This window comes from Paenibacillus sp. FSL F4-0243, from assembly GCF_037963295.1.
Taxonomy (GTDB): domain Bacteria; phylum Bacillota; class Bacilli; order Paenibacillales; family Paenibacillaceae; genus Paenibacillus_AQ.
This window is the reverse complement of record NZ_CP150151.1, coordinates 4,626,180-4,649,326: the sequence shown is the minus strand read 5'-3', so window position 1 is coordinate 4,649,326 and position 23,147 is coordinate 4,626,180. Positions and strand designations below refer to the sequence as shown.

Genomic DNA, 23,147 nt, shown 5'->3' with positions numbered 1-23,147 from the left:
AGAACCCGGGATTGCGATTCATCAATCAAAAAGACTAACCAGAAAGTCTGGTTAGTCTTTTATGTTGTTCGATCTTTTTATTTCACTTTAATGCCCATGGCTTGCGCAACCTTAGTGAATACTTCGGTATTTTCGTATACTCCTGTAAACAACTGAGCGTTTTTGCCCATGGCCGTAATTGGAATATCCACTGCTGTATGACCTGAAGTCGTCCAGTCTACAACGAAATTCTGTTTGGAGTTAGCGATGGCAAACGGACCATCTTCTTTGGAAATGCCGTCACCTGATTCATCTTCAGCGTCTACGGCTTCAATAGAGAATCCACCTGTTTCATGGTCGGCGAGAACTAGGACAAGGGTATCCGGATTCTTTTTAGCGAAATCTTTGGCAATCTGTACGGACTTATCTAACTCTTGTCCCGCTTTAATCGTCATCTTGGCATTGTTTTGGTGTGCAAATTCGTCAGTACCCTCTTCTTCAACCATCAGGAAAAATCCTTTTTTATTTGCTGCAAGCGTGTCTATCGCTTTTTTCGTCATTTCAGGCAGGGATACAACCGGGTTGTAGATATCTCCTTCACCCTCTGGCTTTTGCTGGAACATTTCCTCATTTGCAAATAACCCGAGAAGCTTGCCGCTTTTCGCCTTTTGCATATCGGTTTTGTTCGTTACGTAGGAGTATCCAAGCTGTTTAGCTTTGTCTACAAGGTTCCCTTGCGTTCCTTTGCTCTTCTCTGAAGGATCTTCAGCTGGCTCATCTGCGAATTTACCTGGATTCCCAGCAGGATACCAGAAGTCTTCGCCTCCACCGAGAAGAACGTCAACTTTGCTCTTGGTCAGAAGCTGCAGAGCGATATCACTTTGTTTGGAGCGATCTTCAACATGAGCACCAAAGGCGGCGCCTGTAGCATCAGTAACTTGGCTGGTAGTTACAACGCCTGTAGATTTCCCTGCTGATTTTGCATATTCCATAATGGTTTGTACGGACTTTTTATCTGCATTCATCCCAATGGCACCGTTATAAGTCTTGACTCCGCTGGCATAGGCTGTGGCTGAAGCAGCTGAATCTGTAACAGGGACAGTGGAGCTTGTATGAATTAGTCCAGCATATGGCATAGAATCCATCGCTAGATTTCCTTTTTCACCTACTGTAGCTAGGCGGATGGCATTGCGCTGGGCAGTACCCATTCCGTCACCGACAAACAGAATCACATTTCTTGTGTTTGATGAAGCTGCATTGGCCTGATTTGGTGCTTGTGTAGTGACTACGTTGGAAACGAAGAGAGCAGTTGCTGCAGTCGCTACAATTGCCGTCTTAACGCCGTACTTTTTCGGTGATTTCATAATTTCCCTCCTAATGTATGTTTACAACCTCATACTATAGTAATTACATTAAGAGAATGTTTTCGGATATTGTAAAAAATGTAAATTGTAGCGTGCTTGAAAGCATAGGATTTACAGTAGGCAAGATTTCAAAATAAAATATATCTAGGTGTATTATTACAATATTGAATATATTCATCTCCGAATACAGATTTTAAATGCTGCTCTTCCTGAAGAATAAGAAAATGAATGGCTACAATGTTAAGAAAGAATATAATTAGTGTTAATGAATTTGGATACATAAGATACAATCCAAGAAACATGAGATCAAAACCGACAAATGCGGCGTTTCTACTAAATTTATATATACCGTGCGTGATGAGTTTTGTTACAGTAGACTTATCAATCCCAACTCTCCACGAAGTACGCATGGCAATCATTGCTTGTATGAAAATGGAACATCCGAGGGCTACTACACCAACACCGATAAAGTGAATCGCCGGATGATTAAAATGTTCTCCTACTAGTGTAACTATGTATGACTCCGCTAAGGAAAACATAAACCACGCTGCTCCCCACACAAAAGTAGTAGTCTTAACGAACAGCTCGGTATAATGGATCATAGATCGTTTATTTCCTTTAGCTAATACGTTACCTTTAATGTGGTTCTTTTTGTAAAGTATAAGGAGCTTCAAAAGGTAAGAAATAAGGAATATGAAGAAAAGAATTAGGGATAGGATATTTTTTAGATTACTCATTGTAATTTCCTCCTCACTAATACATATGAATGATTGCTCATATGTTTGCTTATATCTTATTTCCTGATGCTGTGCATGTCAACTAAATATTGATTTAGGGGGATAATGTGAAAACGTCAACGTATAAAAGATGGTGGTTAAGGGTCCTGATTATTGCGGCTATTGCATTAGTAAGTGGAATCGGAATGCTGGTTAAGCCATCGGGGTTGTCAACATATACTTCAAAAGAGTATAAGGTCACTTTGAAGTATCCCTCCGAGTGGGAAGTAAATCCAGAATATGCTGAGAGGTATCAGGGGAACGACGGATTTTTTCAATTATCCGCTATTTCTGGAGAGGGGTTATCCATCGATGAAGTAGCAAACAAGGATGCATTTCATCAACTGAAGCCTTATGGCTCTGATCCACAAATCATTGAACTGACACTAGAGGGGTTAAAAGCGGAAGAGAAAGCACGATTGATTGTGCCTTCTGCTGATCAGGAAGAGGAATGGAATCATCAGGCTGCTATTATTTTGAAATATCCAGAAGCGGTGAAAATAGGAGATTCTTTGTTCAATTATTTTATTTTATGGGCGGATATAAAACATGTGGAGGACATAGGTCAGACTGTTCGATTTACTGGAAAACCGTAAAGTGTTTGCACACGAAGATAGTCTGCTGGCTTAATTACCGGTATTTCTAGGAAATATTCCAACTGCCATTTTTGTGTTTTTTGAGCTTGACGACTCGTGGGATTATCCCATGGGGGGTACACTCGTAGTGCTCTTTTGCCACCGTCACCTTTATTGGATAATATATCTTGTTTACCTAGCACAGCTTTTGGAAATACAAATTGACCAAAGTGATTCTCATTGCGCGTACTTATAACGAAGAGATCAGCAGGATCTGATTTATCATAGGGTTGGATGGGGCCATCTCCAATTCTCTCCCATAACGTGACAAACTGCCCGATCTTTGTAGGTGTGATTTTTGCAACACGGAATCTAATGGATAGCGCGTTTATATTAAATATATACGCCCCATAATCAGCATTGTGTGGTTCATGAATGAGGTCAGAGCAATCAAGATTGCACGGGTTATATACAAGCTCTTGGGTAGCAAGCAGATCACTATGAATGATACCTGAAAAGCTGTGATTCTTAAATTTCATCTGTTCAAATCTCCCGGTTGAGTTCCTTAGAAACTCCTAATGTTCTCTATCATAATGCAAGAATAGGGAGTTCACAACCGTGAACAGAGCACCTTTCCCTTGAGATTGGAGGTAGTCGTATGAAATCCATACATAAATTAATTGAAATTTTTAAGCTGAGTGTTTTGAATATAGAGTCTGTTCCAGAGTCGTTTAGTTCTGAAGTGTATAAACTTACTCTTAATAATCTAGACAACGTATACGTGAAAATTCCATACAACAGGGATAAACTGGTTCGCGAATTTGAGATGCTTGAAAGACTAAAGGGTGTTATACCTGTTCCAAAAGTATTGGATTTCTGGGACGGAGATAATAAGAGTGTCGGTGCAATGCTTCTATCCGCTATAGATGGGGTGCCTTGTACGAGTAACATTGATCAGAGTCTGGCGTTTCAAATCGGTAATTATCATGCCATGCTTCATGAAGTTACCATGCCAGCGTATGGATGTTATGGATCCGATGGTTTTCAGATGGTAGAGAACAATAGCTGGAGATTATACCTGAAAAATAATTTTGAAAAGTGGAAAGAACCTTGTAAAGAACTCCTTCATCCTGATTTATTTGAGAAATGTATTACTCACTTTGATAGCGTATATTCGGCGTTACCTGAACCTGATGGGCCTTGTGTTGTTCATATGGATTTTCGACCAGGCAATATATTAATAAAAGATAATGAAGTCGTTGGTATAATTGATTACGAGAGTGCTCGTGGTGGTTCCTCTGAAATTGATTTTACAAAAATGAACCGATACGTCTGGGAAGTGAACCCGCTAACCCGGCTCCCGTATGTGCAAGGCTACGAATCGGTTTGTCCTTTACCTGATCTCGAAAATATTATACCGTTTTATAATTTTTATGATGCTTTTAGTGCGGTAGTTTGGTGTAAAACCAGAGGAATTGAGAACAATAAGGCATTTCTTCAGGAAAGTATAGAGGTATTGCAAAGATCTATAGAAGGAATGAAATGATTGGAAAAAATGTGAATGACTTTATTGCATGTTGGGAAAGTGCTGTGCATGCTTTATTGAATAATCCTATGCTTGGTAACTAAATAGAAGAGAAATGTTTAATCGTATGGGGGAGTAGAAGCTTTGGAAATAAAAAATAAACAAGTTGAACAACGGTATTGTCCTTTATGTAAAGAATTAAATCATTGTGGTGCTAATAGTGGTGATTGTTGGTGTTTTCATACGGAAATTCCTGCAGAACTACTAGAAAGGGTACCTTTGGAACTGAGTGGTAAAGCCTGTATCTGTCAAAGATGCGTAGAGGCGTTTAAAAAACATTAAATTGAAATTTAACTAACTCAAGACGAAAACAGTAATTATATTGTGTATACTTAAATAGTAATATAAAAAAACATATGGGGGACACAGATGAGAAAGCCTATAATTGCAGTTGATATGGATGACACGATATGCCATCTAGTCAAACGAGCTATATACCATAACAACAATGATTTCCCCACTCATGTACTGAAGTACGAGGAGATGCTTGATTGGAATACGGATCATTTACGTCATCCAGATTGTACACAAGATGTATTCTATGGGCGGCCTGGTTTATATGAGGAGCTTGAATTATTCGACGAGCATGTTGTAGGTGAAATGGAGAAACTGCACAATGCTTATGATGTTATTATTGTTACGGCGGCCCAGCCCAATGCAGTTGTTGAAAAATGGAACTGGCTGCAGAAGCATATGCCGTTTATTCCCATCGAAAATTTCTTCCCATGCAAACGAAAGAATCTTATTAATTATGATCTTCTGATCGATGACGGGGTTCACAACTTGGTTCCTGCATTGCAGGACGGAAGGAAAGTACTCTGTATTCCGCATCCATGGAATTTGAGAGCCCGTGAACAATATGGATTTCCATTATTGACCTCCTGGGAAGGTGCGAAAGAGAAGATTGATCAGATTTTTGAAAATTCAAGAAACTAGCTGATTTGAGGAGAGTTGCTCACATAGAGCAATTCTCTTTTTTTATGCTTTTTAGATTTTTTTGCCTATTTTTTTGCAACTACTTCATCTGTCGTAGTAATTATGGTATACTGCAACTACTACGACAGATGAAGTAATCATAGGGGGTACCATTTTTGATCAGCAGTGATGTTATACGTGGTTACAATGATACGATGATCCTCTACATGCTGCTCGATGGGGAATCCTACGGGTACGAGATTTCTAAGAATATCAGGCAGCTGACTCAGGAGAAGTATGTCATGAAGGAGACAACGCTGTATTCCGCCTTTACCCGGCTGGAGAAGAACGGGTACATTGAATCCTTTTATCTGGATGAGAGTCTTGGCAAGCGGCGCACATATTACCGGATTACCCCGCTGGGTCTCGCCTATTACCGAGAAAAATGTGAGGAATGGAAGGTTACGCAGGAAGTTGTAAACCAATTTATCAAGGAGTGGTGATAGTGCATGGAGACGATCATAGTATATCTGGATAATATGTTTGCAGGTCTGCCGAAGACTCCGGAACTGGAGCGTTTGAAGCAGGAGCTGCTGTCCGGGATGGAAGATAAGTACCTGGAGCTGAAGCAGGATGGTAAGTCTGAGAATGAGGCGATCGGTATCGTTATTTCGGAATTCGGCAATATTGAGGAGCTGACTGCTGAGCTAGGCATCCATCCAGCCAGACAGGAGAAGACTGTGCCCATGCTGAGTGAAGAAGAGGTTTATGCTTATGCGGCTGCCAAACGTAGCTCCGGATTATGGACCGGTCTCGGTGTTTTTCTCTGCGCATGCGGGGTGGCGCTGTTGATTACTCTTAGTACATTGTTTGAAAATAATGCTGATATGGCTGATAAAGGTTCAATGCTGGGGATGGTCGGAATGTTCGTGCTGGTCGCTGTGGCCGTTGGGATGTTCATTCATAGCGGCATGAAACTCGAGCGCTTCGAAAGTCTAGAGCAAGGCTTTCAGCTACCTTATGCGCTCAAAACGGCGCTTCAGCGCAGTCAAGCCCTTTATGCTCCGACTTATCGCCTTGCTTTGATTGTGGGCGTCTGTCTTTGTGTGCTGTCGCCGACCTTTATCTTCGCAACTTCTTATGTCAACGATGACTATGCTCCATATGGAGTCGCTGCTTTTCTTTTTATTGCGGCTGTGGCGGTGTTTCTATTCATCTATTACGGGAATATTCAGGGAACTTATACGAAATTGCTGGAGGAGCCGAACATCACTGCAGAGAAGCAGGAAGAGAACCGATTTGTTGGAGTTGTTGGGGCTGTGTTGTGGCCGTTGGCGACGGCGATTTTTCTGTTTACGGGCTTTGTCTATGGGCGATGGGACGTTAACTGGGCTGTATTCCCAATTGCTGGCATCCTGTCCGGTATGTTCAGCAATGTGTATCATATTCTAAAGCGCAAAAATGTCTCCTGATTATACTGACTGCACATTAAGGTAACCTCATTCTTTGGAGGTTACCTTTTTTCTTTTGTCCAATTTGCTGGAACATCATTGACATGATGTATTAAATGTATTTAAATGGAATAGACCGACGGTCGGTCTATAAAAAGGAGGACTCAGAATAAATGAGAATTTCCAAAGAAGCGGAAGAACGCAGAAATGAAATATTAGATAAGGCAGAAATGCTTTTTTTTACGAAAGGTTATGCGAGAACTACAGTGAACGACATCTTGCAGGAGATCGGGATTGCCAAGGGCACGTTCTACTATTATTTCAAGTCGAAGGAGGAGGTTATGGAAGCAGTGGTCACACGATTCATCGATGCTGGAGTAGACGTTGCGAAGATCATTGCTGCTGATTCAAAGCTCTCCGTACATGAAAAGCTACTACAAATCATAATGGCACAGAAACCTGATTCGGAGAGAAAAGGTCACATGATTGAACAGTTTCATCAAGCTGAGAATGCACTAATCCATCAGAAAAGCTTGGCTGAAACTATTTTGAAGCTAACACCTGTGTTGACAGAGGTGATTGAGCAGGGAATCGAGGAGAGCTTGTTCCACTGTCCTTATCCTAAAGAAACGATGGAATTTCTGTTGGTCGCCTCACAATTTCTATTGGATGAAGGGATTTTCAAGTGGCAACCGGAAGAGATCATTCTCAAAATTCAGAGCTTTATTTATATTATGGAGACTACGTTGGGAGCTGAAAAAGGAAGCTTTTCCTACGTAACGCAAATGTTTGAGTAAGGTCCGTGCAGGGAGGATGAATGAGACGTAGGGGAGAGATCGTCAATGCTGCTACACATTGTGAAAAAAGATTTTCAAAGAAATAAAATTATAACGATCGTCTTAATTATTTTTATGATGTTATCGGCCTTGCTTGCTGCTTGTGCTTCTCAAGTCATTATGGAATTGACCGGTTCTTTAAGTCATTTGCTGGATAAATCAAAGGCTCCCCATTTTGTTCAAATGCATGCTGGTCCAATAGATAACGCAGGTATTCAAAAATTCGCCTCAACAAATCCACTTGTTAAGAATCAACAAACAGTAGAAATGCTAAGGATAGATGGCTCGCAGATTGTCTTGGGTAACAGCAATAAGTCGGAAGAGAACAGCGTAATGGATATAGGTTTTGTTAAGCAGAACCCATCATTTGATTTGCTGCTGAATTTAGAGAATCAAGTGATTAGGGTAGCTGAAGGAGAAATCGCAGTTCCTATTTATTATATGAAGCAGAATGATCTGAAGATTGGTGATCAGGTTACCCTTTCCAATGGACAGTTAGATCAAAAATTTATGGTTACGGATTTTGTTCGAGACATCCAAATGAATCCAGCTATTGTTAGCTCTAAGCGCTTTGTCGTAAATGACACGGATTATAATGTACTTAAGAAGAACCATGGAGAAGTTGAGTACTTAATTGAATTTCAAATCACCGATTTAAGTAGACTTAGCGAGTTCCGGAATACCTATCAATCCTCAGATATGCCCGGTAAAGGACCAATGATAGACTATCCTTTGTTTAAGACGCTGAATGCGCTGACAGATGGGATTATTGCAGTTGTCATTATTTTGGTAAGTATCCTTCTTATGATTATTGCCGTCCTATGTTTAAGGTTTACGATGATCGCGACCTTAGAGGAGGATTATAGAGAGATTGGCGTCATGAAAGCAATTGGGATTTCACAGCGAGATATTAGAAGGATCTATTTGGCAAAATATATGGTTATGGCAGCATGCGCTTCACTGCTAGGATATTTATTATCTTTGGGTGTGGTGCGATTGTTTACAGCGAATATCACATTGTACTTGGGGACTGCTCCGAAAACGATACTTCAGCCTATTGTTCCAGTCTTAGCGGTCGGTTTGATCTTCGGCATGATTGTGTTCTTTTGCAGAGTTATTCTTAGAAGGTTTAATCGTATAACAGTAGTAGAGGCTTTAAGGTCAGGGACTGTGGGGGAGTTGAAAGGCAATAAAAGTAGAATGGTGCTGAGTAAGCGCAGGCATATAAATGTGAATGTTTTTCTTGGCCTAAAGGATGTTTATGGACGCTTCACCATGTTCGGATTGCTATTCTTCGTATTTGTGATCTGTCTGTTTATCATTCTTGTACCAGTAAATATATTGAATACCCTTCAGTCTCCTCGGTTTATTTCTTATATGGGTGTAGGTCAGAGTGACATGAGAATAGATTTGCAGCCATCTGATCAAATAGAGAAGCGATTTAATGAACTGATAACGACGCTAAATAAGGACTCCGAAATAGCTAAATTCTCACCATTAATTACTTCTCGATTTAAAGTGCTAGGCAGCGATGGCGTATGGGAGAATATCAATGTTGAAACAGGAGATTTCTCTATTTTTCCGCTCACCTATATTAACGGAGGAATCCCTGAAAGTGGGGATGAGATTGCCCTTTCTGATCTGAATGCCAAGGAATGGAACAAAAGGGTAGGGGATAGCGTTCTTTTGGAGGTAGATGGCACTTCGAAAAAATTGACGGTTAGCGGGATCTACCAAGATATAACGAACGGTGGTCGAACTGCAAAAGCCCGATTACCTTATAACCCGAAGTCCGTGCTATGGTATATCGTAGCTTTAGATGTGAATCCGAATGTTTCCGTTCAGGAGAAAATGGATCAATATGCAAAGTTATTTTATCCAGCCAAAGTTACTCATCTAGAAAGCTATTTATCTCAGACGCTCGGGAATACGATTCGCCAATTAAAGCTGGTCACTGGCTTATCCATTGCTATCTCGATATCAATTTCAGTATTGATTACAGCTTTATTTCTAAAAATGCTGCTAGCGAAGGACGTCTCGCAAATTGCAATTTTGAGAAGCATTGGCTTTACGTTAGAAGATATTCGAAAGCAATATCAGGTAAGGCTGCTACTGGTTTCTGGTCTTGGAATCATTCTCGGAACCTTTGCAGTTAATACCATCGGTCAAAAATTCACTCAATTACTCGGATCCTTTATGGGAGCATCCCAAATACAGTTTGTAGTTAATCCGGTAATAGCTTATCTTGTTCTCCCTCTTTTTTTCATGCTCATTGTAGCACTCACAACCGTAGTAAGCACGATATCGATGAAGAAATCCAATTTATCTAAACTGATTGTCGAATGAGGGTGAGGTGGTAGTATGTTCATATTAGAGACGAAGGGTTTAAATAAAACCTTTGTAACCGGGCAAGGAACCCCGCAGACGGTATTAAAAGATGTTCATCTACAGGTATCAAAGGGAGAATTCGTAGCTATAATGGGGCCTTCTGGCTCAGGGAAATCAACATTGCTCTATACGATCAGCGGTATGGACCGGATGACTTCAGGAAGTGTTGTTTTTAAAGGGCAGGACATCAGTGGTCTTTCTGAGAGTGAATTAGCTGAACTGCGTTTAAATCAAATGGGATTTATTTTTCAGCAGATGCATCTTTTAAAAAACCTGACTATTCGGGACAATATCATCTTATCCGCTTATCGAGCTAAAATCGTTAGTCGTAGAACCATCAATAACAGAGCCGCTGAGTTAATGAAAAAAACCGGAATCTCTGCACTCGCTGAGCGTGATATTACACAAGTGTCGGGTGGACAACTGCAAAGAGCAGCGATCTGCAGGTCAATCATCAATGAGCCTGATATTCTATTTGGTGATGAGCCAACAGGTGCATTGAACTCTAAAGCTGCTAGTGAAATTATGGAGATATTAATAAATATTAATCAGACCGGTACAACGATTCTACTGGCTACACATGATGCGAAAGTCGCTGCTCAGGCAGAACGTGTCCTGTATATGCTGGATGGCAGCATAGCTTCTGAGCAATGGCTTGGTAAATTCAATCGCATAAATGGGGACTTAAAAGAGCGGGAAGAGAAGTTGTCGGCTTGGTTATTGAAGTTGGGATTCTGATTGATAGGAAAGGGATACATAACATGGGAAATCTGAATTATAACTTAAATTTCGAAATGCTATGTGCAAAATACGAGTTAGGTCATTTGAAAAATGAACCAGAACAGGTAACAGGTGGTCTTCTACACAGAATGTATCGTCTACAAACGGACAAAGCGCTCTATGCAGTGAAAGCTTTAAATCCTCAAATTATGCAGCGGGATACTGCTATGTACAACTATACTCTTTCTGAAAAGGTTGCAAATATGGCTTATCAAAATGGGATAAATGCAGTACCGGCCATCGTATCCAAAGATAGTTTTATGCATGAATTCGAGGGTCAATTCTATTTATTATTTCCATGGGTCGAAGGTAAGGCATTGCCATCAGGAGGTATTAATATAGGGTGTTGTAAAAAGATTGGCGAAAACCTTGCTAAAATTCATAAGATCGATTTCGCTACACTTCTTAATCATCATCCTAATGGAAATCTTGAGGCAGTAAATACATCCACTGTTTGTTGGAATGAATATGCACTAACAGCAAAACAGGATGGTTTGGAATGGTCTAGCTTGCTATTAGATAACCTGAACCAAATAAATCATTGGGAACAACTTGTAGATTCTTCAGCGGAACAATTATTGAATCATATGGTGATCAGCCATCGGGATTTAGATCAAAAAAATGTACTATGGGATGAGCATCAGATACCCATTATTATTGACTGGGAAGCAGCAGGACCTATCCATCCAACCCAAGAGTTAATAGATGTAGCACTTTATTGGTCAGGCTTTGAATCGGGAAGTGTAAGCAAAGATGCTTTCTGCACGCTTATTAATGCATACCGCGATCATGGCGGCGAGATTTATGCTAACTGGTCCGATGTGCTCAACTATGGTTTTCATGGGAAGCTAGAATGGTTAGCTTATAATATCAGACGGTCACTTGGAATAGAGAGTACGGATGATACAGAGCGAGAACTTGGAACCCGTGAAGTAATAAATACAATCACTGCTTTAAATGACTATGATAACTTTATTCCTCAGTGTATCGAATGGTGTAACCAAGACTACTAAAGGAGAACTTATATATGAATGTAGTAAAAGCTACTATGGAGGATATAAGAGGATGGCTGGAGCTAGCGGCAGAGGTGGAGTCCCTTTTTGGGCCGATGGTAAATGATCCGAATTTCACTCTAGCATTAGAAAAAAATATCAGGCGACAAAGCGCTTTTTGTGTACGAGAAAACAATGGTTCGCCAGGTTCAAGATTACTTGGAGCTGTGTTATTCTCTTCATCCAATGCCCCTAATTACAAGATTGGTTGGTTATCTGTTTCAGCCATAGAGAGAAATAAGGGTGTCGCGACAGCCCTTCTTAACTATATTATCGAAAGTATCGAAACCCCAGCAGAGATATTCGTTACTACTTTTGGTGAGGATCATCCAGAGGGCCAACCTGCTAGAAGATTTTATCAGAAGTTTGGTTTCTTCCCTATGCAGGATGGGGTTCCAAATGGCCTCGAAGGTGGCTCAAGACAAAATTTCAAGCTGACGATCGCTCACAAGGATTCATTATGAAAAAAATAATTTATTTATCGGTGATTTCATTTTTCTTGCTAGCGATTTCTTTCAGCCCGTTGTTCAACTATATCCGTGAGTATATGATTTCAGATCAAATCAATCAGCGTTATGAGATCAACCATGCTGAGAAAGGGTATAATACGTTAAACGTTCAAGAACTAACGGTTGATGATAAGCATATTAAGATCCAGGAAGAAAATACAGGCAGGAAAGCAGAATTGACCCTTTGGGATGAAGAGGAGAGTGTCCCGCCTGGAGATATTGTGAAAGTTCAGTTTTTATTAAATGGTCAAAAAATCTCAACTCCTGATGAAATATGGTTGTCTAATCGGGAACGAGGAAGCAGATATTTCTCATGGATAGATATTCTCACTGTTACGGATCGAAAGACTGGCGAGAAAGAAATTAATATAGTCCAAAGACTTACAGATGATAGTCAGCCGATGGAAAAGAGAAAATGGAAAATAAACACGATCTCACATGATGGCAGTATAGAAGAAAAGGTGCTGAGTTATGCTCAAAGAAGTGACAATCATCTAGGGGTGAAGCTTATCGAGTTCTCGGGTACATCACTTATGGGTATGGGCTACTATTCGGATATTACTAAAAGCTATCCAAGTGTATTTTTCCCTCTAATTTATCCATTTTTAACAGGTGTCGTGGGAATCTTTCTATTGATCATTATAGTTGTTCAATTACTGATCGAGCTTCATAATAGGCGCGTTATTAGGAAAAACGGGCGATAACGGTCATAAGATATGTTCTGAAATTACTTATAATTTCGAATCACCTTTAACTTGGTCAAGGTTAATAAAGCAAATAGTAGTAGCAGGACTCCGATGGAACCCATGACAGGGGCTGGACTGAAGTGATCGGACAGGAATGAAACGGCTGTAAGACCAAGTGAGGGTGCTACACTCATAATGGACCCAAGTACACCGAAGACTCTACCTTGTATATCCTCCGAAACTTCCAGCCTGAGGATGGTATTTATCAGCAATGTACAGAATGAGAACATAAAGCCAATAAGAAGAATGATGGGAATGGCTAAGGCAGCAGTAGTGACGAACGATAGCAGGAGGTACAGGGGACCCAGACATAGCAGTCCAGTCATGATAAAGAAGCCGCGATTCTTTAATTTGGAGCCGAGAAACAAGATCATGCTGGAACCAATCATATAACCTAGTGGAATACAGGCTTCCATGAGTCCAAACTGAAAGGGACTAGAATTCCATACTTTGACGGCCATAACTTGCGTTAGCATCAGTGAAGGCATAAAGAACAAAGTGAGCGTAGGAAGCATGATGATTATTGCTCGGGCGAAGGGGTATTTCCAAATATAACGAACGCCATCCGCAAGATCCTGTGTGAATTTTCTTTCTTCTTTAGGTCCGGTATTCACTCGGTTTGGGAGTGGAAGGGAGCGGACAGCAAGAACTAGTAGAAAGGAAACGAAAAATGTAGCTCCATCAAATAATATGGCATCTGCCGCTCCAAAACTTGCTACAAAAATACCTCCAGCCGAATACCCAATCGTCCTACAGATGTTCTCCGACAGGTTCAGAATCCCGACTGCTTTTTGCACATGTTCTTTTCCAACTACAGTGGTAATTGAAGCTTGATACGCAGGGGATTGGAATAATGCTGAGACTGTCGTAAGTCCCGTTAATATGGCCACGATAATGAATGATGTAGAAGACATGGAAATGGTCAGAGCAAGCGTAACTGCTAGACCGCAGCTTATCAAATCAGTGATTAACATAATGGTTCTACGATTGATCCTGTCTGCGAGTGTGCCTCCTATCGATCCGAGTAAAGAACTGAGCAATAGATTGATTATCGTAATAATGGCAATCATTTTAGCGCTTCCGGTCGTCTGAAGTACCCATAAACTTAAAGCAATGCTGTGAAAGGTATTTCCAAACAAAGAAATGGAATAGGAGCTGAGTAGCAGCATAAATCTCCGGTTTCCCCAAAGGGTTGGATAGGATTGAGCGGTGGTGGATGCATGTTTTGCTAATACAGGATCTGTCATGGGTAAATCTCCTCTCGACTTAAACGCTTAAGTGAATATCGAAAAAAAATTAATCAACAAAATAACGATTATTCTCTTGTTTGGAGTAGTCAGGACGATGTAATAACTCCTGCATTAGTTCAAAAGCAGTGGCTGATTTATCCCCAGTGAATATGAATTTCTGAACGTCTTCTCCAAGCATTTCTGGGCAATTACAGGTACATAGAACAGAAAGACGTGCGAATACCCCGGATTTTTCAACACAACTTCCGATAAACTCATTAATAACTATGGCCTCTTTGTAGATCCCCTCCGATAAGATTGTATTCAATTCTTCCATATTTTGAACTTTGAATATTGCTTTCTCAGGTAAAGGAAGACTATCTTGGATAAAGTTAGTGAGCAGGGAGTTATTGAAGCTCTCCATAATTAAACAAACCTGTGAAAGATCCTCCGGCATTACCTTCCGTAGAGCTGAACGATAATTGTAAAGAACTTGCTTAAACAGCTTATCTTCAATCATGCTGTCGATCAAAATCAAGGGGATACCTTCTACAAAATGTTTGGAAATCGAATAGAAGGATTCATCGTGCACATCGATCAGAAAGACGGCTTCGAGCTTTCTTTCAACGATGATATTCAGAGAAGGATGGTCAGTACCAAGAGAATATAGCAGCGTATGATATCCGGCATCCGTTAAACGCTGTTCCAAAGCACGAATAAATGTGAATTGGGCATAGAGTTTCCAAGGTGGCATATAAGCAGAATTATGGACAAGTACCCCTACTAATCCCGTTTTTTTATTGGCAAGCGAACGGGCTGCTAGATTAGGAATGTAATGAAGTTCTTCGGCAAGTGACAGAATTTGATTGCGGGTCTTCTCAGGAATGGTTTGGTTATCGACGCGGTTCAGAACATAGCTTACAGTCGCAACGGAGACATTAGCTTGTAGCGCGATGTCTTTCATTGTAGTCTTTTTCACCAGTAAACTTCTCCCTTGCTGAGATATTTATTTCCAAATATTATCATTAACACTTGAAAAGAGTCAACGATTGACTTTATACCAAGAAGCAAATGATGCTTGTGTTCATTTTTATAATTTGGGTAAATAGATATAAGAAGCTAAATCAGTCAGCGAGAAGAGGTGTGGCTCATGGGAACGAATCTTAATCGGGAAGAGAGCGCGCTGTGAAACCGCTTTAGATACTGACACAAATTTGTGAAATTATTCACTTAATTATTAAGAATTTTAATATATAATTAATTCATAATCAAAATTAGGGGGAATCGAAAATGAGACTATTTAAAATGATTTTAGTGGCTGGGGTTTCGGTAGCAGTATTGGCAGGTTGTGGAGCAAATGAGGATAAAGCAAACAATTCGGCGGCAACTTCAGCTCCGGCTGCTGAGCAGACAGATGCTGTCACTACAGCTTCGATTGTGAATCAAGCAGATGCATTTACTAAGGCTGTTAGCAAAGATGGAAACTGGATTGTTGCGATTCTAAATGATGTAACGATTCCTGATGAGGTTGTTGTAGCTGGAGAATTCCGTAATAAAGGAGCCGCAGATGGCGACATCTACCGTAAGATTGCCCTTTATTCGCAAGATGCTGATCACAAGATCACTGCTACTTATACACTAACCGTACCAAAGTTTACAGTACAAAGTGAGAATTTGAAAGTTGAAGGCGGAACGATTAAAGGCGATGTTTATGTAGAAGCGAAAGGCTTTACTCTGCCTGAAACCGCCACTATTGATGGTAACCTCTATTTCGCAAGCGAAGATCTGAAAACATCAGCTGTTATTGATGGAAAAGTGACTGGAACAACAGAAGTTAAATAATTTCGTAATCAACTTATACAGTAGAAGCCAATCCATAGACTATGGGTTGGCTTTTTTCTTTTTGTGATTATGTGATCTTCAGTTGATTTTCTTAATATTGAACTTATAATATTACTACCACTACTAGGAGGAACACATATGTCTAAGGAGTATTCACGCACATATATCGAAAGTGTAAAGCTTGAAATGTTAAATAGATTGGGACTTAAGCAAGTGTTCTTTAAGGAGCAAATAGGTGACGGCCTGATTTTTGAAGCGGTTGGTTTTGATAAAGGGAGCAAGCATCGTTTTTGTGTTAGACCGAAGACGAAAACAATTGACGAATTTATTTCAGGGAAATGGATGAAGGTCCGCAGCTTTACAATCAAAAGTGTGGAAATTTAAAATTCAAGTCTAAAAAGGGAACCCCATTTAAATCGGAGTTTCCTTTTTTATTTTTGAGAAGGATTCATTGATAATGTGAAGTATCGCCGTACAGATCGATGGTTGTATTGTTGTCAGTTAGGGTTACTTTACACAATGCTGTAGAGAGAATATCCGGTAGTTCCCCTAATTCCTGCAATGATTTATTGAGAAAATGAGCCATAATTACTTTCAGGGTCATCCGATGCGTGACAATAAGTACCTCATGTCCTTCATTATCGTTAATGATACGCTCAATAGTCGGCGTTACTCTTTGTTCAAGCTGACTATAGGTCTCACCTGGGGCTAGAGGAATAAAAAGATCAGGTCTGGTGAAAAAATGATTGTACTGTAATGGATATTCTTGTTCAATCTGATCTGTGTTCATTCCTTCCCAAATGCCCATGTTAATTTCCATTAATGAAGCTTGCTGTTGAATCGGTAAACTCCGATTTCCTCGTAAAATCTGCGCAGTATGCAATGCTCTTGGACTAGTACTAGAATAAATGGCTCCTAAATTCTCACCTTCCAAACGTTCTCTCAACCATTCCGCTTGCTGTTCACCCAAGGTTGTTAACGCTGAATTTTGATGTCCTTGCATTCTTTTCTGCAAATTCCATTCGGTCTGCCCGTGACGGGTTAAAAATAATACTGTCTCTTTCATTAACGAAACCTCCCTTTTGAATAGTTGTAAGTATAAGATAAATAATTATAAATAAACAATATATAATAGTTAATATCCATAATGTATAGTTATAGTAAGAAAGCCGAAGGTCCGTTAAACAATGATTTTATTTTATATAGTTAGGAAGAAATCAGGATGAACTATCATGTATTAAAATTGTTTTATTATGTTGCAATAACAGGGAGTGTGACCAAAGCCTCTAAACGTTTGCACATCAGTCAACCCGCTATATCAGCGCAGATCCGCAAATTTGAACGGGAGAATAATATCGTATTATTAGAGGTCATAGGAAAGAGAATGGTGCTAACACCGATTGGGAGAAAACTGATCGAACCACTTGAAAAGTTATTTGCTATGGGTGAACAGATACAGCAGATTATTGAGGATTATCATAAATTTCCTGCGGGCCATATTCGGATTGCAGGTAATTACCTGGCCACAAGCATACTCATCCCCCGGTGGGCATCATTATACAAACAATCTTTTCCGGAGGTTAAAATTCAGATCTCTACTGCTAATTCTCATGAAGTCATGGAACAATTAAATAACTTTGAAGCAGACGTGGCGATTTATAGTGATATGGCGTTTCCTTCTCATCATACAGGGGTGTTCGAACATCGGGAGTTGTACAAGGACGAGTATGTGTTCGTAGTTTCTTCAAATCATTCTTTAGCCAAGCAGGAGGTTAGCTTTGAGGAAGTGATGGCTGAGGCATTTATTATGAGGGAGGAAGGTAGTGCAGCCAGAGAGAGAATTGTACAATTATGTGAAGAAAGAAAGGTACAACAACCGAAGATCGAACTGCAATTTAATGGAGTAAATGAGGTTATTCAAGCCGTGATTGCCGGTTATGGGATTAGTTTTGTATCTGCGTTGTTAGCAAAGCCTTATCTTGATCAGGGTATGTTAGCCAAGGTCGAAGTGGAAAATGTAGTCTCTAAGCATTCGATATGGATGAGCCACAGAAAGAAAGAGCTTCAAGAAAGCTATATCCAGTCATTTATTAAGCTCGTCATGAAAAAATTAAAAGAAGCGGATAATTTATACTCGGTTCCAACGCATACACCTTAATTAAAATAACTTATGAATTACGATGTATGCATTGAACTGAGATCAAAGGTTGGAATGTAATTGAAGCAACTCAGGTGCACTAATGTCTTCTGCTTCAGAAGATTTAAATTGAATGTTATATAATTGTGAGTATAGCCCATTCATTTCTAATAAGGAATCATGTGTACCTTCCTCAACAATCGAACCCTGATTTAACACGATAATTCTAGATGCTTCACGTATGGTGGATAGTCTGTGTGCAATAACCAATGTGGTTCGATTCTTCATTAACAAATCAAGCGATTGCTGAATCATTCGCTCAGATTCGTTATCGAGTGCGGAAGTTGCTTCATCTAGAAGAAGGAGTGGAGCATCACGAAGAAAAGCTCTGGCAATGGCTATGCGTTGTCTTTGTCCACCAGATAAAGTCGATCCATGTTCACCTAGAATAGTGTCATAACCATGGGGCATCTTCGTAATAAACTCTTCTGCACCTGCGAGCCGAGCGGCTTCTCGAATATCCTCTTCGCTAGCTGTATTAGTACTGAAGGCGATATTATCTCGTATAGTTCCTGAGAACAAATAAGGGGTTTGGGGAACATAAGTAATCATTGCTCGTGCTTCTTCAAGCTGATCATGTACAGACTTTCCATAAACCGTGATGCTTCCTGAAGTAGGCTCATAAAGTCCATTACATAATCGAACGAGCGTCGTCTTCCCTGACCCGCTTGGCCCGACTACCGCGATAGTTTCTCCATGTTGTATATGAATATTAAGCCCTGTAAATAGGGAGGCTTCATTATCCGGTTTACCCGAATAGTTGTAGTGGACATCCTCTATTTGTAATGCAGCGACCTCTACGGAAGCAAATGTTGATGAGCTGGATTCTGGCAAAGGATGAGTAGCTCCTTCATCAGGTGCATCAAGTATAGCGAATACGCGGTCAGCTGCACCTAAAGCCTCCTGGACACCTCCCCATGTTTGAGACATATGGACAAAAGGCCATTGAACCCTACCCATCAAAATAATAAAAGCGAGTACTTCACCTGCTGATGTTCCGCCACTTAGAGCTGATAACGCAATTAAAGCGGCGCATGTCACCATTACGAGATTGTTGATAAAGGCAGAAGATTGCCATAAGAGACCATTTAGAAGCGATTTTCGCAGCTGCATTCTTCTTAACTTCTCACGTTCTAACGCATATTTATTTAAGAGAGTTTCTTCAAGCGAAAAGGCTCTGACGACCTTCATTCCTTGAAGCGTTTCTTGTAAGATTCCTCGCAATTCCGCCTCTTTTGCATATATTTGAGTAGATAATTTTCGTAATCTGCGATCAAAGAAACGTCCGGAAAGAAAAACAAGGGGGCCTGATCCAAGAGCTAACAGGGCGATCCAGACATCCATTTTAGCCAAATATAGAAAGGAAATGAAACAGAGAAGTAGATTATAGCCTAGATCGTATACGATGCTGTTTATCATCCCCATGGCCATCCCTGCATCCTTAGTGTTACGCGAAGTCAAATCACCTGAATGCAAGGACTGAAGGTAACGAAATGGAAGTCGGTGACTTTTGTCAAACAGCTTCGCACGAATATCCCAAGCCATCCGACTTTGCATAACAAAACGGAAGTAATGCTGCACCATAAGACAGCAGATAATGATGACACATGCAATGGCACAGATTACAGTTATACGTGTTAATGCATCCATATTGGCGTTGTTGATCGTATCAATAAATACTTGCTGAATGGCTGCAAATCCTATGTCCATTACGAGTTTAGCAGAGAGCAGGAGTACAGCCACAATAAATCCAATTCGATAAGGGCTAGCGTAAGAGATTAATCTACGCAGAGCATACCCCAGTTTAAGATTCTTGGATTCCATCTCATTCATATCTCTACCTCCCTGACCAGAGCAGAAATATCAGCCTTCTTCATTGAGGTCTCAACCATATTGTAATACCGTCCTTGTAAAGTCATTAACTCCAGATGAGTCCCAGCTTCAACAATAGAACCCGCTTCCATATAATAAATGTGATCTGCATTTCTGATGGTAGATAATCTATGTGCGATAACAACCGTTGTACGATCATGCATGAGTTCTTGCAGGGCCTGGCCGACAATCTCCTCATTATGGCTATCAAGTGCAGCTGTGGGTTCATCAAGAAGGAGAAGCTTAGGCGCTCGGACAAACGCTCTGGCAATAGATAGCCGCTGCCTTTCACCGCCAGATAAGGTATGGCCCCGTTCCCCAATGGAAGTCTGATATTGAAGGGGGGTTCTCATAATAAATTCATGTATCCCCGCACTTTTTGCTGCTTTAATAATTTCTTCATAGGTTGCGTCAGGTCTTCCCCATGCAATATTTTCATATAGAGTTCCAGTGAACAGATAAGGCTCTTGAGAAACATAAGCCAAATGATTACGCCAAGACCGAGGGGGAATGCTGCTTAACGGCAACTTACCAGATTGGATGACCCCTTCATTAGGTTCATAGGTTGCGAGTATTAATTGAAGGAGGGTGCTTTTTCCACTGCCACTAGGACCGGCAAACGCAGTTACTTTACCTGGTTCTATGGTTAGATTAACGTTAGTTAATACTTGATGATTACCATAATGAAAACCTACATTCTCAAAGGTGATAGGGTACAAGCCACTAATTGCTTGGTTGTTATTCATCGGCATTTCTTTATGAGAATCTTCCTGATTACATTCACGGCTTGCGTCTTCTTCTGGTAAATCAATGACTTCAAACAATCGTTTACCTTGCGCCAGCGAGGCTTGTAATTCTGTCCATAGATTAGCCAGCTTTGATACAGGGTTTGTAATTTGCTCGAAACAAATCAGAAATGCCGCCACTGCTCCCACATCCAATCTCCCTTGGATAACTAGATATCCGCCGTAGGAGAGAACATATAGCAATCCACTAAGAATAACGGCAAAGGGCATATTATAGCCCACAGCTTCTAAGCGTGTGACAGGTAAATGAATGTTGAAATATTGCCTAACACGTTGTGTAAATTGATTATGCAGCTTAGGTGCAAGGGAGAAGGCACGCACAACCTCAGCACCCTGTACCGTATCTTGAATAAACATTTGTTGAGCGGTTTCAATTTGCTGTCTTTGCTCGTGCATGGAACGTAGGCGGGAAGTGAAGGGAATCATCACAAGTGGAACAAGCGAGCAAATCAATATAGTTCCGAGCGTTAAGACATATTGGAGTGAGAGCAGATAAGTTAGGAGAAATGTAATTTGCATCAGATTACTGAATAGTTCAATGGTCTTCTGATTGATACCTTGCTGAGCAGCTGGGGCAGAATCATTGATACGACTAATGAGATCACCAGAATGATAACGATCCAAATCTTTCATCTGTACGTTTAATAATCTAGCTAGCAGTGATACCTGAAGCTTGGAGGTCGACTTGAATTCAAGCACACCTGATAAGTAAGTCAATAAGAAGCTGGCTAAAGCATCTACAATAACGATTATTAGAGCAAAGATAGCACCAGACATTAAAAAGGACATGTTCTGATTCGTAGCAGCGTTGATTATACGTCGTAAAGATTCGGCTATACCAACTGTTGCAAGGGAAACGACGGCAGCTAAGAGACATAATATGAGGTACCAGCCTAAATAGGGTTTTCCAAGTTTCAGTAAACGCATAAAAGTGTTAGAAACTACTTTGGATTTTTTGATCGAGTCTGCTCCTATGTTTGTAGATCCATTCAATTTAGACCCTCCCCACTATGGTTTTAATTGCTGTGGTTCACTTAAAAGATAGGAGGTTCCTCATCGAGCATTACTTTTGTGGTGACGGCAAGTAATTCTCTCAATTTATCCATTCGAAGATGGTAATATAATCGATGGTCGGTTCTTTTTAGTTCGATAAGGTCTAAAAAGAATAGGAAGTTGGCATGATAAGTTACTGCCGCGGGCGTTATGCCAAGTGCTGATGCAATTTCTTGTCCATAGTGAGGGCGATTCCTTAAGAGCAGCAAGAAGTCTAAACGTCGTTTATCCGAGAATGCTTTTAAAAAAAGTTCAGTTTTCTCTCGATCAGCAGCCGGTCCGAATACATGGTCATTAAAAATGCCGAATATAACCCATGCGATACGGGAACTTCCTGCGTAAAAGAAGAGAACATGATTGCCAACTTGTGAGAAGAAGCTGACATGAAAAGTAGTGGGAACATCATAAACTGCAGGTTCATTTTTGTTGATATCACGAATGAATCTTTCAGGATTCGCTAGGAACAGACCTTCATAACGCTGAGAGGCTTGTTCAGACTCCCTTTTTAACTCCTCTTTCCAAAGTGAAAAGACATCCTTGTAGAACTGGTTTAAAAGCTGCATATAACGCAGCTTAGTTTCTTCGGGATAAGCAAGACACTCTAGTAATGGCCCCTGCGCTTCAATCACATCCAGCTGTGGTTTTGTTCTTGCCACAAGCTCAGCCATTAAGCGGGTATCCTTCTTGACGATTTCCCAATCGTTTCCTTCTAGCAACTCATCTAATTTATCGTAATACACACCATATACCATTTCAGCGACTACCTTTTCTGCAGGACTCTTTTCCAGTCGATTTATCCATGCTTCAGCTGTTTGTGGTTCTGGACAGGTACAAATGGATTCATAGAAAGCAAAATCGAGTGCTTTATGAAAAAAGTTGTACTGGAAAAAAAACTGAAGTTCTCGGTAGGAGTGAGGTGACAACCGTGCTCGTGCATCTTTATGATAAGACAACACTTGTGGGTCCATTTCAAGTTTGTAATCCTCTGCTGCCTTAAGCAACTGCTCTTCACAAGCAATCATTCCCATAGAAACAATGAATTCCAAAGCTTCGTTATATGCAAATTTTATGTTCGATAGTAAGGTATCTTTCATGTTATCTTCCATCATAACCTCCGATATTTCTTGTTATAGAATTTAAATGTTGGGATAATACAAGTAATATTTAATCATTACTTAATGTTAAAATAAAC

23 protein-coding genes are annotated in these 23,147 nt (G+C 40.4%); 14 read left to right on the top strand and 9 right to left on the bottom strand.

Annotation, left to right across the window (positions count from 1 at the left end; all coding sequences use genetic code 11):
• Positions 1-77 precede the first annotated feature (77 nt).
• Together NSS87_RS20725 and NSS87_RS20720 are read right to left on the bottom strand one after the other, a co-directional pair.
• Positions 78-1,343 (bottom strand): alkaline phosphatase, encoded by a 1,266-nt coding sequence (locus tag NSS87_RS20725; protein ID WP_339242497.1) that lies wholly within the window; start codon positions 1,341-1,343, stop codon positions 78-80.
• A gap of 128 nt (positions 1,344-1,471) precedes the next feature.
• Positions 1,472-2,080 (bottom strand): isoprenylcysteine carboxylmethyltransferase family protein, encoded by a 609-nt coding sequence (locus NSS87_RS20720; protein WP_339242495.1) that lies wholly within the window; start codon positions 2,078-2,080, stop codon positions 1,472-1,474.
• Between the two features lie 107 nt (positions 2,081-2,187).
• Here NSS87_RS20720 and NSS87_RS20715 point away from each other — a divergent pair, with 107 nt between their 5' ends.
• On the top strand, positions 2,188-2,715 hold the full coding sequence (locus NSS87_RS20715; protein WP_339242492.1) for a peptidase M56: 528 nt from the start codon (positions 2,188-2,190) through the stop codon (positions 2,713-2,715).
• Here the strand turns inward: NSS87_RS20715 and NSS87_RS20710 are convergent.
• Positions 2,685-3,233, bottom strand: a complete 549-nt coding sequence (locus tag NSS87_RS20710; protein ID WP_339242490.1) for a MepB family protein — start codon at positions 3,231-3,233, stop codon at positions 2,685-2,687. The genes NSS87_RS20715 and NSS87_RS20710 overlap by 31 nt on opposite strands.
• A gap of 119 nt (positions 3,234-3,352) precedes the next feature.
• Here NSS87_RS20710 and NSS87_RS20705 point away from each other — a divergent pair, with 119 nt between their 5' ends.
• The 10 genes from NSS87_RS20705 (at position 3,353) to NSS87_RS20660 (ending at position 12,914) form a co-directional block, all read left to right on the top strand.
• Positions 3,353-4,240, top strand: coding sequence for a phosphotransferase (locus NSS87_RS20705; protein WP_339242488.1), 888 nt, complete (start codon positions 3,353-3,355; stop codon positions 4,238-4,240).
• Between the two features lie 408 nt (positions 4,241-4,648).
• Entirely contained in the window at positions 4,649-5,215 is a 567-nt protein-coding gene (locus tag NSS87_RS20700) for a hypothetical protein (RefSeq protein WP_339242486.1), read from the top strand.
• A 155-nt stretch (positions 5,216-5,370) separates the two neighbouring features.
• Positions 5,371-5,697 carry a PadR family transcriptional regulator gene (locus tag NSS87_RS20695; RefSeq protein WP_042189881.1) on the top strand — a complete coding sequence of 109 codons (327 nt, stop codon included), beginning with the start codon at positions 5,371-5,373 and terminating at the stop codon, positions 5,695-5,697.
• A 6-nt stretch (positions 5,698-5,703) separates the two neighbouring features.
• On the top strand, positions 5,704-6,666 hold the full coding sequence (locus NSS87_RS20690) for a permease prefix domain 1-containing protein (RefSeq protein ID WP_339242484.1): 963 nt from the start codon (positions 5,704-5,706) through the stop codon (positions 6,664-6,666).
• 152 nt (positions 6,667-6,818) lie between these two features.
• Positions 6,819-7,442 (top strand): TetR/AcrR family transcriptional regulator, encoded by a 624-nt coding sequence (locus NSS87_RS20685; RefSeq protein ID WP_339242482.1) that lies wholly within the window; start codon positions 6,819-6,821, stop codon positions 7,440-7,442.
• Positions 7,443-7,487: 45 nt separating this feature from the next.
• A complete protein-coding gene (locus NSS87_RS20680; RefSeq protein ID WP_339242479.1) occupies positions 7,488-9,827 on the top strand; it encodes an ABC transporter permease in 2,340 nt (779 codons plus the stop codon).
• 15 nt (positions 9,828-9,842) lie between these two features.
• The gene (locus NSS87_RS20675) at positions 9,843-10,607 is read left to right on the top strand and encodes an ABC transporter ATP-binding protein (protein ID WP_339242477.1); all 765 of its coding nucleotides are present in this window, start codon (positions 9,843-9,845) and stop codon (positions 10,605-10,607) included.
• Positions 10,608-10,630: 23 nt separating this feature from the next.
• Positions 10,631-11,662: an aminoglycoside phosphotransferase family protein gene (locus NSS87_RS20670; RefSeq protein WP_339242474.1), complete on the top strand. Its 1,032-nt coding sequence runs from the start codon at positions 10,631-10,633 to the stop codon at positions 11,660-11,662.
• Positions 11,663-11,676: 14 nt separating this feature from the next.
• Positions 11,677-12,165 carry a GNAT family N-acetyltransferase gene (locus NSS87_RS20665; protein WP_339242472.1) on the top strand — a complete coding sequence of 163 codons (489 nt, stop codon included), beginning with the start codon at positions 11,677-11,679 and terminating at the stop codon, positions 12,163-12,165.
• Positions 12,162-12,914 carry a hypothetical protein gene (locus tag NSS87_RS20660; RefSeq protein WP_339242470.1) on the top strand — a complete coding sequence of 251 codons (753 nt, stop codon included), beginning with the start codon at positions 12,162-12,164 and terminating at the stop codon, positions 12,912-12,914. The genes NSS87_RS20665 and NSS87_RS20660 overlap by 4 nt, the downstream gene beginning before the upstream one ends.
• Before the next feature lie 23 nt (positions 12,915-12,937).
• On the opposite strand, the gene NSS87_RS20655 is transcribed toward NSS87_RS20660, so the two are convergent.
• Both NSS87_RS20655 and NSS87_RS20650 read right to left on the bottom strand, forming a co-directional pair.
• Positions 12,938-14,203 carry an MFS transporter gene (locus NSS87_RS20655; protein WP_339242469.1) on the bottom strand — a complete coding sequence of 422 codons (1,266 nt, stop codon included), beginning with the start codon at positions 14,201-14,203 and terminating at the stop codon, positions 12,938-12,940.
• A gap of 49 nt (positions 14,204-14,252) precedes the next feature.
• Positions 14,253-15,164: a LacI family DNA-binding transcriptional regulator gene (locus NSS87_RS20650; protein ID WP_076286597.1), complete on the bottom strand. Its 912-nt coding sequence runs from the start codon at positions 15,162-15,164 to the stop codon at positions 14,253-14,255.
• 311 nt (positions 15,165-15,475) lie between these two features.
• On the opposite strand from NSS87_RS20650, the gene NSS87_RS20645 reads away from it, so the two are divergent.
• On the top strand, positions 15,476-16,027 hold the full coding sequence (locus NSS87_RS20645; RefSeq protein ID WP_042189865.1) for a polymer-forming cytoskeletal protein: 552 nt from the start codon (positions 15,476-15,478) through the stop codon (positions 16,025-16,027).
• A gap of 138 nt (positions 16,028-16,165) precedes the next feature.
• Positions 16,166-16,411 (top strand): hypothetical protein, encoded by a 246-nt coding sequence (locus tag NSS87_RS20640; RefSeq protein ID WP_042189863.1) that lies wholly within the window; start codon positions 16,166-16,168, stop codon positions 16,409-16,411.
• Between the two features lie 64 nt (positions 16,412-16,475).
• On the opposite strand, the gene NSS87_RS20635 is transcribed toward NSS87_RS20640, so the two are convergent.
• A complete protein-coding gene (locus NSS87_RS20635) occupies positions 16,476-17,093 on the bottom strand; it encodes a histidine phosphatase family protein (RefSeq protein WP_339242465.1) in 618 nt (205 codons plus the stop codon).
• Between the two features lie 156 nt (positions 17,094-17,249).
• Between NSS87_RS20635 and NSS87_RS20630 the strand changes: the two genes are divergently transcribed.
• Positions 17,250-18,185 (top strand): LysR family transcriptional regulator, encoded by a 936-nt coding sequence (locus NSS87_RS20630; protein WP_339242463.1) that lies wholly within the window; start codon positions 17,250-17,252, stop codon positions 18,183-18,185.
• A 42-nt stretch (positions 18,186-18,227) separates the two neighbouring features.
• Here NSS87_RS20630 and NSS87_RS20625 read toward each other — a convergent pair whose 3' ends face one another.
• The 3 genes from NSS87_RS20625 to NSS87_RS20615 are packed head-to-tail and all read right to left on the bottom strand — an operon-like array spanning position 18,228 to position 23,064.
• Entirely contained in the window at positions 18,228-20,057 is a 1,830-nt protein-coding gene (locus NSS87_RS20625) for an ABC transporter ATP-binding protein (RefSeq protein WP_339242461.1), read from the bottom strand.
• Entirely contained in the window at positions 20,054-21,895 is a 1,842-nt protein-coding gene (locus NSS87_RS20620) for an ABC transporter ATP-binding protein (RefSeq protein WP_339242459.1), read from the bottom strand. The genes NSS87_RS20625 and NSS87_RS20620 overlap by 4 nt, the downstream gene beginning before the upstream one ends.
• Before the next feature lie 41 nt (positions 21,896-21,936).
• Entirely contained in the window at positions 21,937-23,064 is a 1,128-nt protein-coding gene (locus tag NSS87_RS20615; protein ID WP_156113153.1) for a helix-turn-helix domain-containing protein, read from the bottom strand.
• Between the last annotated feature and the right edge of the window lie 83 nt (positions 23,065-23,147).